The sequence below is a fragment of the Micromonospora sp. I033 genome, assembly GCF_053890995.1.
In genome coordinates, this window is sequence record NZ_JBSSLX010000162.1 from 1 (window position 1) to 13,369 (window position 13,369).

Annotated in this window: 16 protein-coding genes; 9 read left to right on the plus strand and 7 right to left on the minus strand. The window is 73.9% G+C overall.

Annotation, left to right across the window (positions count from 1 at the left end):
* A partial coding sequence (locus ACW0Q9_RS22610) for a hypothetical protein (RefSeq protein ID WP_456184429.1) occupies positions 1-535 on the plus strand: 535 nt, incomplete at its 5' end.
* 67 nt (positions 536-602) lie between these two features.
* Here the strand turns inward: ACW0Q9_RS22610 and ACW0Q9_RS22615 are convergent.
* Positions 603-1,439, minus strand: coding sequence for an undecaprenyl-diphosphate phosphatase (locus ACW0Q9_RS22615; protein ID WP_456184431.1), 837 nt, complete (start codon positions 1,437-1,439; stop codon positions 603-605).
* Positions 1,436-2,488 carry an LLM class F420-dependent oxidoreductase gene (locus ACW0Q9_RS22620; RefSeq protein ID WP_148431359.1) on the minus strand — a complete coding sequence of 351 codons (1,053 nt, stop codon included), beginning with the start codon at positions 2,486-2,488 and terminating at the stop codon, positions 1,436-1,438. The genes ACW0Q9_RS22615 and ACW0Q9_RS22620 overlap by 4 nt, the downstream gene beginning before the upstream one ends.
* 167 nt (positions 2,489-2,655) lie before the next feature.
* Between ACW0Q9_RS22620 and ACW0Q9_RS22625 the strand changes: the two genes are divergently transcribed.
* On the plus strand, positions 2,656-3,627 hold the full coding sequence (locus ACW0Q9_RS22625) for an aldo/keto reductase (protein ID WP_456184433.1): 972 nt from the start codon (positions 2,656-2,658) through the stop codon (positions 3,625-3,627).
* 92 nt (positions 3,628-3,719) lie between these two features.
* On the plus strand, positions 3,720-3,911 hold the full coding sequence (locus ACW0Q9_RS22630) for a DUF5703 family protein (RefSeq protein ID WP_212836622.1): 192 nt from the start codon (positions 3,720-3,722) through the stop codon (positions 3,909-3,911).
* A gap of 87 nt (positions 3,912-3,998) precedes the next feature.
* Here ACW0Q9_RS22630 and ACW0Q9_RS22635 read toward each other — a convergent pair whose 3' ends face one another.
* Both ACW0Q9_RS22635 and ACW0Q9_RS22640 read right to left on the minus strand, forming a co-directional pair.
* Complete coding sequence (locus tag ACW0Q9_RS22635) at positions 3,999-4,652, minus strand: hypothetical protein (RefSeq protein ID WP_355637706.1); 654 nt, start codon at positions 4,650-4,652, stop codon at positions 3,999-4,001.
* 60 nt (positions 4,653-4,712) lie between these two features.
* On the minus strand, positions 4,713-6,041 hold the full coding sequence (locus ACW0Q9_RS22640; protein ID WP_456184436.1) for a M20/M25/M40 family metallo-hydrolase: 1,329 nt from the start codon (positions 6,039-6,041) through the stop codon (positions 4,713-4,715).
* 183 nt (positions 6,042-6,224) lie between these two features.
* Here ACW0Q9_RS22640 and ACW0Q9_RS22645 point away from each other — a divergent pair, with 183 nt between their 5' ends.
* From ACW0Q9_RS22645 to ACW0Q9_RS22655, 3 genes are all read left to right on the plus strand, one after another.
* Positions 6,225-6,842 carry a hemerythrin domain-containing protein gene (locus ACW0Q9_RS22645; RefSeq protein WP_456184438.1) on the plus strand — a complete coding sequence of 206 codons (618 nt, stop codon included), beginning with the start codon at positions 6,225-6,227 and terminating at the stop codon, positions 6,840-6,842.
* A gap of 75 nt (positions 6,843-6,917) precedes the next feature.
* Positions 6,918-7,904 (plus strand): LysR substrate-binding domain-containing protein, encoded by a 987-nt coding sequence (locus tag ACW0Q9_RS22650; RefSeq protein WP_456184440.1) that lies wholly within the window; start codon positions 6,918-6,920, stop codon positions 7,902-7,904.
* 19 nt (positions 7,905-7,923) lie between these two features.
* Positions 7,924-8,160, plus strand: coding sequence for a hypothetical protein (locus ACW0Q9_RS22655; RefSeq protein ID WP_456184442.1), 237 nt, complete (start codon positions 7,924-7,926; stop codon positions 8,158-8,160).
* Positions 8,161-8,276: 116 nt separating this feature from the next.
* Here ACW0Q9_RS22655 and ACW0Q9_RS22660 read toward each other — a convergent pair whose 3' ends face one another.
* Genes ACW0Q9_RS22660 through ACW0Q9_RS22670 form a run of 3 tightly spaced genes read right to left on the minus strand, consistent with a single transcriptional unit; the run spans position 8,277 to position 11,388 of the window.
* The gene (locus tag ACW0Q9_RS22660) at positions 8,277-8,627 is read right to left on the minus strand and encodes a DUF3140 domain-containing protein (protein WP_456184444.1); all 351 of its coding nucleotides are present in this window, start codon (positions 8,625-8,627) and stop codon (positions 8,277-8,279) included.
* Positions 8,627-8,800, minus strand: coding sequence for a hypothetical protein (locus tag ACW0Q9_RS22665; protein ID WP_456184446.1), 174 nt, complete (start codon positions 8,798-8,800; stop codon positions 8,627-8,629). Before ACW0Q9_RS22665 ends, ACW0Q9_RS22660 begins: the two co-directional genes overlap by 1 nt.
* Before the next feature lie 38 nt (positions 8,801-8,838).
* On the minus strand, positions 8,839-11,388 hold the full coding sequence (locus ACW0Q9_RS22670) for an ATP-dependent Clp protease ATP-binding subunit (protein WP_456184448.1): 2,550 nt from the start codon (positions 11,386-11,388) through the stop codon (positions 8,839-8,841).
* 116 nt (positions 11,389-11,504) lie between these two features.
* Here ACW0Q9_RS22670 and ACW0Q9_RS22675 point away from each other — a divergent pair, with 116 nt between their 5' ends.
* The 3 genes from ACW0Q9_RS22675 to ACW0Q9_RS22685 all read left to right on the plus strand — a co-directional run bounded on the left by ACW0Q9_RS22675 (position 11,505) and on the right by ACW0Q9_RS22685 (position 13,234).
* On the plus strand, positions 11,505-11,882 hold the full coding sequence (locus ACW0Q9_RS22675) for a hypothetical protein (protein ID WP_456184450.1): 378 nt from the start codon (positions 11,505-11,507) through the stop codon (positions 11,880-11,882).
* Positions 11,883-12,082: 200 nt separating this feature from the next.
* Positions 12,083-12,343, plus strand: a complete 261-nt coding sequence (locus ACW0Q9_RS22680) for a hypothetical protein (protein WP_007076395.1) — start codon at positions 12,083-12,085, stop codon at positions 12,341-12,343.
* 9 nt (positions 12,344-12,352) lie between these two features.
* Positions 12,353-13,234, plus strand: a complete 882-nt coding sequence (locus ACW0Q9_RS22685; protein WP_456184453.1) for a hypothetical protein — start codon at positions 12,353-12,355, stop codon at positions 13,232-13,234.
* Positions 13,235-13,369: the final 135 nt, after the last annotated feature.

Sequence of the window (13,369 nt, forward strand, 5' to 3'; positions counted from 1 at the left end):
TGCTGGTCTGGCCTTCACCGGTGGCGTCTTCGCCGGTCCGATCGCCGCCCACGCCGAGCCGGTTGACACCAAGCCGGTCGCGGTGGCGGTGCAGGGTGACAAGCTCATCCCGCACGGCGTGCAGGGCACCCAGTCCAAGATTGACCTGAACGACGAGCAGACCGCCAACGCCAAGGCGATCATCGCCGCGACGAAGAAGGCCGGTCTGCCGGAGCGGGCCGCGGTGATCTCGATCGCCACGAGCCTGCAGGAGTCGAAGCTGGAGAACCTGGGTCACCTGGGTGACCGCAATGACCACGACTCGCTGGGCCTGTTCCAGCAGCGCCCGAGCTCGGGTTGGGGCACCCCGGAGCAGATCACCGACCCCGAGTACTCCACCCTCGCCTTCCTCAAGGGCCTGAAGCAGGTCGACGGCTGGCAGGACATGCCGCTGACCCAGGCCGCCCAGACCGTGCAGGTCTCGGCCTACCCCGACGCCTACGCCCAGTGGGAGCAGCAGGCCGCCGACATCGTCGCCCAGTACTGGAACAGCTGACCCAAGCAAACAACGCTGGCCGGCACCCCGAACACGGGGTGCCGGCCAGCGGCGTCTGAGGGTCAGGTCAGGTGGCGTCGATCGTGCCGGTGAGGAGCAGGCAGAGGACCAGGGAGCCGAGCGCCACCCGGTAGAGGACGAACAGGTAGAGGGTGTGGTGCGCGACGTAGCGCAGCAGCCAGGCGATGGCCGCGTACCCGATGCCGAAGGCGATCACCGTGGCGACGACCATCTGCGCCACGCTCGGTGCGGACGTGCCCGGCGCGGACGGCTCGAAGACGTCCGGGATGCTGAACACCCCGGAGATCACCACGGCCGGGATGGCCAGCAGGAACGAGTAGCGGGCGGCCGTCTCCCGGGTGAGGTTGAGCAGCAGCCCGGCGCTGAGCGTGCCGCCGGAGCGCGAGACACCGGGGACCAGCGCCGCGGCCTGGGCGAAGCCCATGATGACGCCGTCGCGCATACGGAAGTTCTCCAGCGTTCGGGTCTGCCGCCCCCAGTACTCGGCGAAGGCGAGCACGATCGCGCCGATGATCAGCGTGGTGGAGACCAGCCACAGGTTCCGGCCGGCGGTGCGGATCTGGTCCTTGAAGAGCAGCCCGAAGATGCCGATCGGGATGGTGCCGACGATGACGTACCAGCCCATGCGGTAGTCGAGGCTGGACCGCACCGAGCGGTCGGTCAGGCCGAGGATCCAGGTCCGGACGATCCGCCAGATGTCCTTGAAGAAGTAGATGAGCACCGCCGCCTCGGTGCCGAGCTGGGTCACCGCGGTGAACGACGCCCCGGCGTCCCGGTCGAAGAAGATCTCCGAGGTGATCCGCAGGTGCCCGGAGGACGAGACGGGCAGGAATTCCGTGAGCCCCTGGACGATGCCCAGGACGATGGCCTCGACCCAGGTCACTCGCCGACTCCGGAGAGGTCCAGCGCCTCGGCGACCGTACGAAGGGTCTGCACGCCGCTGTCCCGGTCCGCCACGAACAGGGTCACCGACAGGGTGGTCACGCCGGCGGCGGCGTACTCCCGCATCCGCTCGGCGATGCGCTCCTTCGGGCCGAGCAGCGAGGTGCGGTCGATGAACTCCATGGGCACCGCGGCGGCCGCGTCGCGCTGCCGCTTGGCCAGGTAGAGGTCCTGCACCTCGCGGGCGGCGTCGCCGTAGCCCATCCGGGTGGCGAGCTGGTTGTAGAAGTTCTGCTGCCGGCTGCCCATGCCGCCGACGTAGAGGGCGGCGTACCAGCGGACCAGTTCGGCGCAGCTGGCGATGTCGTCGCCGACCACCACGGGCACCGACGGGACGACGTCGAACCCGGCCAGCTCCTTGCCGGCCTTCGCCCGGCCGGCGCGCACCGAGGCGAGCTGCTCCTCGGCGAACTCGGGGGCGTAGAAGACGGCGAGCCAGCCGTCGGCGATCTCGCCGGCCAGTTCCAGGTTCTTCGGGCCGACGGCGGCCAGGTAGATCGGGATGTGCTCGCGCGGCGGGTGGAAGCCCAGCCGCAGCGCCTTCCCGGGGCCGTCCGGCAGCGGCAGCGTGTAGTGCTCGCCGTCGTACGCGACCTCCTTGCGGGCCACCGCCAGCTTCACGATGTCCACGTACTCCCGGGTGCGGGCCAGGGGCTTGGCGAAGCGGACCCCGTGCCAGCCCTCGGACACCTGCGGACCGGAGACGCCCAGGCCCAGGCGGAACCGGCCGCCGGAGAGGGCGTCGATGGTCGCCGCGGTCATCGCGGTCATCGCCGGGGTGCGGGCGGGGATCTGCATCACCGCGGCGCCCACGTCGATCCGCTCGGTCTGGCCGGCCATCCAGGCCAGCATGCTGGGCGAGTCGGAGCCGTAGGCCTCCGCGGCCCACACCACCGAGTAGCCGAGCCGATCCGCCTCCTGGGCCAGCGCCAGGTGGTCGGCCGGCGTGCTCCACGCCGTCTGGTATCCGAGGCTGAGCCCGAGTCGCACTGGTCCTCCCACCATCCGCACCACAGGTCGCATCAGGTTACGCAATGGGGGCGGTGCGGTGGATCACCGGCTCACCTCGAACACGTCACACCCGCCCGGCGGGTCGGGCAGGAACTTGACTCCGGGCGAGGATATCCGTGACGGCGGGTTCGAAATAAGGTTCACCCATGCAACAGCGACCGCTCGGCCGAAGCGGGCTGGCGGTTTCCCGGCTCGCGCTCGGCACCATGACCTGGGGACGGGACACCGATGCCGACGACGCGGCCGCCCAGCTGAAGAGTTTTCTCGACGCGGGCGGCAACCTCGTGGACACCGCCGACGTGTACGCCGACGGCGACGCGGAGGCGGTGATCGGGTCCCTGCTGGGCAGCCTGGTGCCCCGCGACGATCTGCTCATCGCCACCAAGGCGGGGCTGCGCCCGGGCAGCGGCCGCCGCCGGGACGGGTCCCGGGGGCACCTGCTGCGGACGCTGGAGGCCTCGCTGCGCCGGCTCGGCACCGACCACGTCGACCTCTGGCAGGTGCACGGGTACGACCCGGACACCCCGCTGGAGGAGACGCTCTCCGCGCTCGACCACGCGGTGTCCAGCGGCAAGGCCCGCTACGTCGGGGTGTCGAACTTCTCCGGCTGGCAGACCGCCCGCGCCGCCGCCTGGCAGGCCGCCTGGCCGGGGCGGGCCCCGGTCGTCGCCGCCCAGGTGGAGTACTCGCTGCTGGAGCGGGGCGTGGAGCGCGAGGTGCTGCCGGCCTGCGAGGCGATGGGGCTGGGCGTGCTGCCCTGGTCGCCGCTCGGCCGGGGGGTGCTCACCGGCAAGTACCGCAACGGCCGCCCGGCGGACTCACGGGCGGTGTCGCCGCACTTCGAGCGCTTCGTCGCCACCTACCTGGAGCCGCGCTGCTCCAGCATCGTGGAGGCGGTCGCCATCGCGGCCGGCGGCCTGGGCGTGTCGCCGCTGGAGGTGGCGCTGGCCTGGATCCGGGACCGGCCCGGGGTGACCGCGCCGATCCTCGGCGCCCGCACCGTGGGCCAGCTGCTCGGCGCGCTCCAGGTGGAGCGGATGACCCTGCCGGAGGAGATCGTCACCGCGCTCGACGACGTCTCGGCGGTGCCGGTGGGCTATCCGGAGCGGGACGGCTGAAACCGGGCCGCCCGGGCCGGCCGGCGAAGAGGGCGACGCGGGTCACCGTCAGGGGGTGGCGGCCGGCTGCCGAGCTGGGCAGCATAGAGGCCATGGACTACGAATACGCGCCGCTGCGGTTGCCCTCGAACGTCGATCGGTTGACCGCCGCGGCGCAGCTGGCGATCCAGGCGGAGTTCTCCGGCTGGGAGTTGGCCCGGGTGCGGCTGTACCGGGACGGCACGCGGCAGGTCATGCTGCGGCGCCGCCTGGTGAACCAGCCGCAGCCGGGTCTCTCCTACTGACGGCCGGGCCGGACTACTGACGGCCAGGCCGGACGCGAGGCGTCCCCCGGGGCCGCACCGCACGGTGGGCCCCGGGGGCGTCACGGCCTAGTGGGCGTGGTCGTGCTCCTCGTCGAGTTCAAGGAACGGGTGCTCGTCGAGCCGGCCGACCAGCCGGTCGTCGGCGGCCGGCTGGAACGGGCCGACCGGGTCGTCGTCGTCGAAGGACTCCAGGTCGACGGGGGTGCCGACCTCGCTGACCATGACCACGCCGTCGAGCGGCTCCAGCTCGGGCACGTCCAGCGCGGAGAGCGAGCCGTCGCCGCTCTGCAGCAGCTCCAGCACGGCCTCGCCGACGCCCTCGACCGGGGCCGGCTCGTCCTCCTCCGGGGTGCCCTCGCGGCGGGCCGCCTCGGCCGCCCGGATCAGCGCGGAGACGCTGGGGACCCGGTAGTCCCGCCGCTGCCGCACGGAGATCACCCGCGGGTGCGGGTCGGTCGCCTCGACGCCCTCGGCCCCGCCGAAGCGCTCGTCGGCCTCGTCCGGGTCGATCGACTCGACGTCCCAGGGGGTCACCTCGCCGAACGCGTCGAGCAGTTGCTCGTCGTACGCGAACGAGGCGTTGTTCAGGTTGACGTACGCCTGCCAGACGGCGTCGTCGTCGATCCGGCCCTGGGCGGCACGGACGGCGGCCAGGTGGGCGCGGGCCGCGTCGATCACCCGCTCGAGGGCGGCGTCCAGCTCACCGTGCTGGTCGGTCATGTGAGGCAGTCCCTTCGCGATGGGGGAGGTTCCGCGCCGGCGGTGACGCGACGGGCACGGTCAGCAGCTGCGGAGAAAGCGGTCCAGAACCCGCACGCCGAACTGTAGTCCGTCCAGCGGAACCCGCTCGTCGATGCCATGGAACAGGCCGGAGAAATTGAGGTCGGCGGGCAGCCGCAGCGGCGCGAAGCCGAAGCACCGGATGCCGAGCTGGGAGAACGCCTTGGCGTCGGTGCCGCCGGAGAGCATGTACGGCACCGGGCGGGCGCCCGGGTCCTCGGCGCGCAGCGCGGCGGACATGGCCTCGACCAGGTCGCCGTCGAAGGTGGTCTCCAGGGCGGGCTGGCGCTGGATGTACTCGATGGCGATGTCCGGCCCGACCAGCTCCCGCAGCTGCCGCTCCAGCAGCTCGCTCTGGCCCGGCAGGCTGCGGCAGTCGATGGTGGCGGTGGCCCGCCCCGGGATGACGTTGTCCTTGTAGCCGGCGGCCAGCCGGGTCGGGTTGGCGGTGTTGCGGATGGTCGCGCCGATGATGTTGGCGATCGGGCCGAGCTTGGCGATCGCGGTCTCCGGGTCGTCCGGGTCGATCTCGATGCCGAGGACGTCGGAGACCTCCGCCAGGAACGCCCGTACGGTGTCGGTCATCACCACCGGGAAGCGGTGCCCGCCGATCCGGGCGACCGCTTCGGCGAGCGCGGTGACCGCGTTGTCGTCGTGCACCATCGAGCCGTGGCCGGGCCGGCCCTTGGCGTGCAGGCGCAGCCAGTCGATGCCCTTCTCGGCGGTCTCGATGAGATAGAGCCGCCGGGACTCGTCCACGGAGTAGGAGAAGCCGCCGACCTCGCCGATCGCCTCGGTGCAGCCGTCGAAGAGGTGGCGGTGCCGCCGGGCGAGGAAGTGCGCGCCGTAGTCACTGCCGGCCTCCTCGTCGGCGGTGAAGGCGAGCACGATGTCCCGGGACGGGCGGACCCCGGCGCGCTGCCAGCCACGGACCACGGCCAGCACCATGGCGTCGAAGTCCTTCATGTCGATGGCGCCGCGGCCCCACAGGTAGCCGTCGCGGATCTCGCCGGAGAACGGGTGCACCGACCACTCGTCCGGGTCGGCGGGCACCACGTCGAGGTGGCCGTGCACGAGCAGCGCGTCCCGACCCGGGTCGGTGCCCGGGATCCGGGCGACCAGGTTGGCCCGGCCCGGCGCGGACTCGAGGAGTTCCGCGTCGACGCCGACCTCGGCGAGCTTCTCGGCGACGTACTCGGCGGCGCGACGCTCCCCGACGCTGGTGTCGTTGTCCCCGGTGTTGGTGGTGTCGATGCGCAGCAGGTCGCGGCAGAGGTCCACGACCTCGTCGGTGGGGTCCGGTCGGGCGGAGGCGGCGTCGCTCGTCATCGCTTCTTCATACCAGCCGGCCCGGCCGGCCCGTCGGCCCCGGTCGGGGGCGCGGTTTCGCGAACCGCGCGGGCGGGTACCGCCGGACCGCCACACCCGTCGATCGGTTGTCCGGGTTCGCGGCGCGGCGTCCGCCGCGCCGAGCCCGGAGGGCCGTAGCCGCCACCCGTCGAGGAGGGCACCATGACCGTCCCGCTGCCGCCGCTGCCGCCCGCCGCCGACGACGCGTACCGGCCGGGCGGCCGGAGCCTGGCCGACCTCGTGGACCACGAGCACCGGGCGCTGCTCGGGTTGGCCGGGCAGGTCACCGGACCGGGCCTGGATCCGGACCGCCGGCGCGAGGTGCTGGACGTGCTCGTCGCCGCGGTGTCCCGGCACCTCTCCGCCGAGGAGCAGTATCTCTTCCCGGCCGCCCGCGCGGCGGTGCCGGAGAGCGTCGAGCTGGTGGAGCGGGAGATCGAGGCGGACGCCGCCCTGCTGACCGCGCTGAAGGGACTGGCCGGGCCGGACGATCCGGCGGTGGCCGACGTCGCCGACCGGCTGCACCGGCACGTGAGCCGGGTCGCCGCGCTGCTGGCGCCGCTGCGCGAGGTGGCCACCGACGCGGAGCTGATCCGGCTGGGCAACCGGTGGGAGATCGCCGAGGAGGCGGCGCCGACCCGACCGCACCCGGGCACCCCGGCCACCCCGCCGTGGAACAAGATCGTCGAGCCGGCGGTGGGCGTGGTGGACAAGGTGCGTGACGTGGTCACCGGACGGCGGACCCGCCTTGCGGACCTGGAGCGACCCCGCGACCTCTGAACCGCTGGCTCATACAGCTATACCGATGCGGTCGGGCCCTTCCGCCCACCCGTTCGGTGGTCCTACCGTCACCGTATGAATCTGGAGCTGCGACACCTGCGGGTGGTGTGCGCGATCGCGGAGACGGGGAGCGTCACCAAGGCGGCCTCGACGCTCGGCCTGGCCCAGCCGGCGCTGACCGCCCAGCTCCAGCGGATCGAGCGGGCCCTCGGCGGGCCGCTGTTCGAGCGGGACCGCCGGGGCGCCCGGCCCACCGCGCTGGGCGAGCTGGTGCTGGACCGGGCGCGGGTACTGCTGCCGGCCATGAAGGGCCTCCAGGACGAGGCGGCCCGGCTGGCCGGGGCGGGCGACCCGCTGAGCCGCTACCGGTTCGGCGGGGTGAACAGCCCGATCCTGGGCCGGCTGGTGCACCGGCTCGCCTCGGAGCGCCCCGACGTGCAGATCAGCACCTACGCGTCCTGGTCGGTCGACGAGCTGGCCCAGCTGGTGGCCGGCGGCCGGCTCGACTTCGCACTGACCGGTGTCTGCGGAGACGCCACCCCGTCCGCCGAGTCCGGGCTGAGCTGGCGGGAGGTCGCCGTCGACCCGGTCTTCGTGCTGCTGCCGCAGGCCCATCCGATGGCCGGCCGGGACGAGGTGCGCCTGATCGACCTGCGCCGCGAGCAGTGGGTGGCCGCGCCCGGGGACGGCTGCTTCGGCGACTGCTTCGCGGCCGCCTGCGCCCGGGCCGGCTTCACCCCGCGCAAGGTCTACGAGGCGGACGTGCGGGGCTGCCTGGACCTCGTGGACGCGGGCGAGGCGGTGGCGCTGTGCCAGGCGACGTTCCGCCCGGTGGCGGGGCTCGTGACCCGCCGGCTGGCCGGGACGCCGCTGCGCTGGCGGCTGGTGCTCGGCTTCCACCCGGACGCCCCGGCGGCCCGGGTCGCCGAGCCGGTGCTGGAGACGGCGGTGGCCGCGTACACCGACGCGCTGGCGAACCACCCCGACTACCTGGCCTGGCTGCTGTCCCACCCGGACTTCGGCGCGCAGCCGACCACCTCGGGCGGGGTGCGAACCGCCTGAGCGCGGGTATCTGGGCGGCATGACTGATCTGTACCCCGCCGCCGACCAGCGGGAACTGCTGCGCCAGGCGGCCGCCGCGCACACCGCCGCCTCCGCCGACCTGGAGGCGTTCCTGCGCCGGTTGCCGGAGGTGCCCGAGCCGGGCGACATCACCGAGTACGCCAACCTGCTCAGCCGGGAGGAGCGGGCCCGCAGCGAGCGGCAGGACGCGGCCGACGCGGCCGGGCTGCAACTGCCCAGCATGGAGTCCGAATAGGCCGACGGCGACGGCACCCGGGAGGAGAATCCCGGGCGCCGTCGCCTCGCGCCGTCAGCGTTTCCGGAGGACCGCGCGAGCGCGGTCAGCGTTTCCTGACGACCGCGCGAGCGCGGTCAGCGTTCGATCAGGACGTCGTGGCCCAGGTCGAGCAGGGAGTGCCGCCACTCGTCGTCGGCGTTGCCCCGGCTCGGCTTCGCCGCGGCCAGCTCCCGGATCCGGTCGACGGCGTCGCGCATCACGTCGATGTCCTCCGGGGTGAGGTCGACCTTCCGCTTCATGAGCACCTGGAGGATCCGCCGGCCCGGCTCGGGCAGGTCCAGGTCCGGGTCCGGGCCGAACGCCTCCTCCCCCGAGCCGCGGGTGAGCAACCACTGCCGCAGCCGCTCGGAGGTGACGTTCACCTCGGCGTGGAAGTCGTCCCAGATCACCTCGACCTCGGGGTCGAGTCGCGCCTCGCGTACCATCACGCCTCCTCTTCCGACGGCGACCCGGACGGCGTCGGGTCGCCCTCGCCCTTGTCGGTGTGCTGCTTCAAGCCCTCCGGCGGCACCTTGACCCGGGCCGGGTTGGCCGTCGGGGGTGCGACGATCGGTTCGCTGCGCTCGGTGTCCTCGCGGGTCTCCTCGGGTTCGGTCATGTCCGCCCTCCGATCCGTCGGGGCTGGGGCGTCTTCCCTCATCGCGGATGGGACGTCGCCGCCGCGGTGTACCCGCGGTCCCCGGCACCCACCTCGATGGCGAGCTGGCCGTCCCGCGCGTCGACGGTGACCCGCTGGCCGGGCGAGATCTCGTTCTCCAGCAGCATCCGGGAGAGCCGGTTGTCGACCTCCCGCTGGATCACCCGGCGCAGCGGGCGGGCGCCGAACTCGGGCTGGTAGCCGTGCTCGGCCAGCCAGTCCACCCCGGCGGTGGTGAACTCGACCTGGATGTCCTGGGCGTGCAGCCGGCGGCGGGTCTCCTCCAGCAGCAGCCCGGTGATCTGGCGCAGCTGCTCGGCCTCCAGCCGCTGGAAGATGATCACCTCGTCGATCCGGTTGATGAACTCGGGCCGGAAGTTCTCCTGGAGGCGGCGCATCAGCCGCTCCCGCAGTTCGCTGGTCTCCTGCTCGCCCGGCTCACCGGCGCCGAAGCCGACGGTGCGCTGGGTGCCGGTGATGAGCTCCGAGCCGAGGTTGCTCGTCATGATCAGTACGGTGTTCTTGAAGTTGACCGTGCGCCCCTGGCTGTCGGTGAGCCGGCCGTCGTCGAGCACCTGGAGCAGGATGTTGAACACGTCCGGGTGCGCCTTCTCGATCTCGTCGAGCAGCACCACCGCGTACGGGCGGCGGCGCACCGCCTCGGTGAGCTGGCCGGCCTCCTCGTAGCCGACGTACCCGGGAGGCGCGCCCACCAGCCGGCTGACCGTGTGCCGCTCCTGGAACTCGCTCATGTCGACCCGGACCATCCGGTCGGCCTCGCCGAACAGCGCCTCGGCGAGGGCCCGGGCCAGCTCCGTCTTGCCGACGCCGGTCGGGCCGAGGAAGAGGAAGCTGCCCATCGGCCGGTCCGGGTCGGCCAGCCCGGTACGCGAGCGGCGCACCGCCTCGGCCACCGCGCTGACCGCCTCGTCCTGGCCGACCACCTTCTCGTGCAGGTGCCCCTCCAGGCGCAGCAGCCGATCGCGCTCCTCCTCGGTGAGCTGGTTGACCGGGATGCCGGTGGCCCGGGAGACCACCTCGGCGATCTCCCTCGGCCCCACCTCGGGCACATGGTTGGGGCCCTCGTCGCCGCGGGCCCGCCGGACCTGGTCCTCCAGCTCGGCGATCCGGTCGCGCAGCGTGGAGGCCCGCTCGTACTGCTCGTCGGAGACGGCCTGCTCCTTGTCCCGGCGTACCTCGTCGAGCTGCTGTTCCAGGTCGCGCACGTCGGCGGCTGGGGTGCGGGTACGCAGCCGCACCCGGGCGCCGGCCTGGTCGATCAGGTCGATCGCCTTGTCCGGCAGGTACCGGTCGGTGACGTACCGGTCGGAGAGCTCGGCGGCGGCGACCAGCGCCTCGTCGGTGAAGCGGACCTGGTGGTGCGCCTCGTACCGGTCGCGCAGGCCGCGCAGGATGGCGACCGTGTCCTCGACGGTGGGCTCGGGGACCAGCACCGGCTGGAACCGCCGGGCCAGCGCGGCGTCCTTCTCGATGCTCTTGCGGTACTCGTCCAGCGTGGTCGCGCCGATCACCCGCAGCTCGCCGCGGGCCAGGGCGGGCTTGAGCATGTTGGACGCGTCCATTCCGCCCTCGCTGCCGGCGCCGCCCGCGCCGACCAGCGTGTGGATCTCGTCCAGGAAGACGATCAGCTCCTCGCGGTGGGCGCGGATCTCGTCGATCACCTTCTTGAGCCGTTCCTCGAAGTCGCCCCGGTAGCGGGTGCCGGCGACCAGGCCGGCCAGGTCGAGCTGGATGACCCGCTTGCCGATCAGCGTCTGCGGGACGTCGCCGTCGCAGATCCGCTCGGCGAGCCCCTCCACGATGGCGGTCTTGCCGACGCCGGCCTCGCCGATCAGCACCGGGTTGTTCTTGGTACGCCGGGACAGGATCTCCACGGCCTGCTCGATCTCGTCGGCCCGGCCGATCACCGGGTCGATCTGGTCCATCCGGGCCAGGTCGGTGAGGTCCTGGCCGTACTGGTCGAGGGTGGGTGTGCCCCGGTCCGGCTTCGGGCCGGTGCCCGGGCCGCGCTCGGCGCTGGCCGCCTGGAGCGACTCGGGCTGGATCCGCCCGGCGGACAGCATCCGGCCGGCCGGCGACTCCGGGTTGAGCGGCAGGGCCATCAGGATGTGTTCCGGGCCGATGTAGTTGGCCCCCATGGCCCGGGAGAGCTGGTGCGCGTCGAGCAGCGCCCGCTTGGCCGCCGGGGTGAGCGACAGGTTCGGCGGGACCTCGCCCCGGGGCGCCCCCTCACCGCGCCCGCCGAGCGCGTTGACCAGCGCGTCCGGGTCGGCGCCGGCCCGGCGGATCAGGTCACGCAGCGGCTCGCGCTGCAACGCCGCCCACAACAGGTGGTCGGTGTCCAGGTCGTTGCTGTGCTTCTGGGCCGCGCGGCGGGCCGCGTCGGCCAGCATCTCCCGCGCGTCGGCGGTCATCAGCCGGGTGATGTCGACCCGGTGCGCCGGCCGGCGTCCCCCCTCGCCCCGGCCGAAGTACCGGGCCAGGAACTCGTCCCACGGGTCGTTGCCGAAGTCACCGGGTCCCATCATCTCTGTCCTCCGCAGTCGGTCGGCACGGCCGCCGGGGCGCGACATGGCGCGGCACGGTCGGCGGTGGCTACCCGGCGCTCGGCGCGACAAACGCGGGTGGGTGGCACGCTGGGGGCATGGAGACCAGGCCGCTGCTGATCGTCGACGGCGCGAACGTGGTCGGCTCGCGGCCGGACGGCTGGTGGCGGGACCGGGCCGGCGCGGCCGCCCGGCTGCGGGACGCGCTGGTGCCCCTCGCCGAGGCGGGCGTGCCGCCGGAGCTGCCGCCCCCGGTGGAGGTGGTGCTGGTGGTCGAGGGCGCGGCCCGCGACGTCCCGCCGGTGCCCGGGGTCGCCGTGGTGTCCGCGCCCGGCTCCGGCGACGACACCATGGTGGAGCTGGTCGCCGCCGCGCCGGACCGCCGCCGGCTGGTGGTCACGGCCGACCGCGAGCTGCGGGCCCGGGTGGGCGCGCTCGGGGCCGAGGTGCACGGCCCCCGCTGGCTGCTCCGCTGACCGCTTCCCGGGACGCCGGTGCGTCCCGTGGACGGGACCCGAGCGCCCGCCGGCGGGACCGGCGGGTACCGCGCGGAGTGCCTTTGCGCACGTCAGGGCGGCAATCGGACACCCGGGCAGGAACGCCGCGAGGGCGGATGTTCGCCCACCCGTCGGGATGGGTTGTAATGGAGATCTCCCCCGCCCCCAGGAGGTCCCCCGTGGCGAGCGTCGCCGAGCTGAAGGCAGCGATCGATGTCGCTCTCCAGCAGATAGGAGACGGGCAGACAGCGGTGCAGGCGGCCGGCGAGAAGCTGGCCGAGGCGCAGCAGACCCTGGCCGGCGCGCTGGAGGGCAGCGGCCACGAGACCGTCGAGGCGGCCCAGGCCTCGCTGACCCAGGCCAGCCAGGAGCTGGAGGAGTGTCTCGCCGCGACGCTGGTGGCGGTCGAGCAGGCGCAGCTCTACGTCTCGACCCTCTGAGGCCCGGTCGTGTCCATCGTCGAGGACATCGGCGCCCAGGTCCGGGCCGCCGCCGAGGAGCTGCCCCTGGCCCAGCTCGCCGCCGCGCTGGAGAAGTTCGGCCAGGCCACCGAGCGGCTGCGCTGGGTGCGCCAGGAGTCGGCGAACCCCATGGGGGTGCCGGAGCTCTCCGCCGCGACCGAGCACGCCGAGACCGCCGGGTACGCGCTGCGGGTGGCGCAGGAGCAGCTGTCCGCGTACCTGGCGGCGATCGGGCTGGCCGCCGACGGGGCGCCCGCGCCGAGGGCCGCGGAGCGCCGGCCGAAGCACGACGCGGCCCGGGGCGAGGTGGCGCCCCCGGCGCCCGGTGCCGCGCCGGAACGGGACGAGCAGCCGGCGGTGCGGCGCTGGTGGGCGGTGCGGGTGGCGGAGCTGACCGGCGGCCGGGAGGGCGCGCCGGAGGAGCCGGACGAGCGGGTCGAGGACTCCCGCGAGCTGCTGCGCCGGGTGGTGACCGGCATCCGGGCCGGCGACCGGGACCGACTGCACCGCGAGCTGCGCCGGGCGCACGCCGACGTCGGGCTGGGGCTGGCCGCGATCGCCCCGCCGCTGCTGCGCGGCCTCGCCGGCGAACTGCTCGGCCACCCGCCGCGCGCCGACGACCTGGGCCGGCTGCGCCGGGAGCTGGACGGGCGGGTCCGCGACCTGCTGCCCGGGCTGCCCCCGCCGGTGCTGGACACCCTGCTGACCCGGGTCTGCCGGATGCCCCCGCCGCGCCGGGCCGACGACCGGGAGCAACCGCACGCCGCCGACCCGGCGGTCACCGCCGGCGTGGTCACCGGGGTGCTGCTCGACCGGCTCGGCCGGGACCTGCCGAAGGACACCGAGGATCGGGAGCCGTCCCGTGGCTGACGTCCGCGCGCAACTGGTGACGCGGGTCCGGGGGATGCTCTCCGAGGCCCTCGGCGCGACCCGGAACCGGCTCGCCGCCGCCGACGCCGACCTGGCCGCCTCCCGGGACCGGCTGGCCCGGGTGCGGCGCGCCGC

Excerpts from the sequence above, each read along its gene's own strand:
- ACW0Q9_RS22625 (WP_456184433.1), top strand. The coding sequence starts at position 2,656 with ATGCAACAGCGACCGCTCGGCCGAAGCGGGCTGGCGGTTTCCCGGCTC.
- ACW0Q9_RS22630 (WP_212836622.1), top strand. The coding sequence starts at position 3,720 with ATGGACTACGAATACGCGCCGCTGCGGTTGCCCTCGAACGTCGATCGG.
- ACW0Q9_RS22635 (WP_355637706.1), bottom strand. The coding sequence starts at position 4,652 with ATGACCGACCAGCACGGTGAGCTGGACGCCGCCCTCGAGCGGGTGATC.
- ACW0Q9_RS22640 (WP_456184436.1), bottom strand. The coding sequence starts at position 6,041 with ATGACGAGCGACGCCGCCTCCGCCCGACCGGACCCCACCGACGAGGTC.
- ACW0Q9_RS22645 (WP_456184438.1), top strand. The coding sequence starts at position 6,225 with ATGACCGTCCCGCTGCCGCCGCTGCCGCCCGCCGCCGACGACGCGTAC.
- ACW0Q9_RS22650 (WP_456184440.1), top strand. The coding sequence starts at position 6,918 with ATGAATCTGGAGCTGCGACACCTGCGGGTGGTGTGCGCGATCGCGGAG.
- ACW0Q9_RS22655 (WP_456184442.1), top strand. The coding sequence starts at position 7,924 with ATGACTGATCTGTACCCCGCCGCCGACCAGCGGGAACTGCTGCGCCAG.
- ACW0Q9_RS22660 (WP_456184444.1), bottom strand. The coding sequence starts at position 8,627 with ATGGTACGCGAGGCGCGACTCGACCCCGAGGTCGAGGTGATCTGGGAC.
- ACW0Q9_RS22665 (WP_456184446.1), bottom strand. The coding sequence starts at position 8,800 with ATGACCGAACCCGAGGAGACCCGCGAGGACACCGAGCGCAGCGAACCG.
- ACW0Q9_RS22670 (WP_456184448.1), bottom strand. The coding sequence starts at position 11,388 with ATGATGGGACCCGGTGACTTCGGCAACGACCCGTGGGACGAGTTCCTG.
- ACW0Q9_RS22675 (WP_456184450.1), top strand. The coding sequence starts at position 11,505 with ATGGAGACCAGGCCGCTGCTGATCGTCGACGGCGCGAACGTGGTCGGC.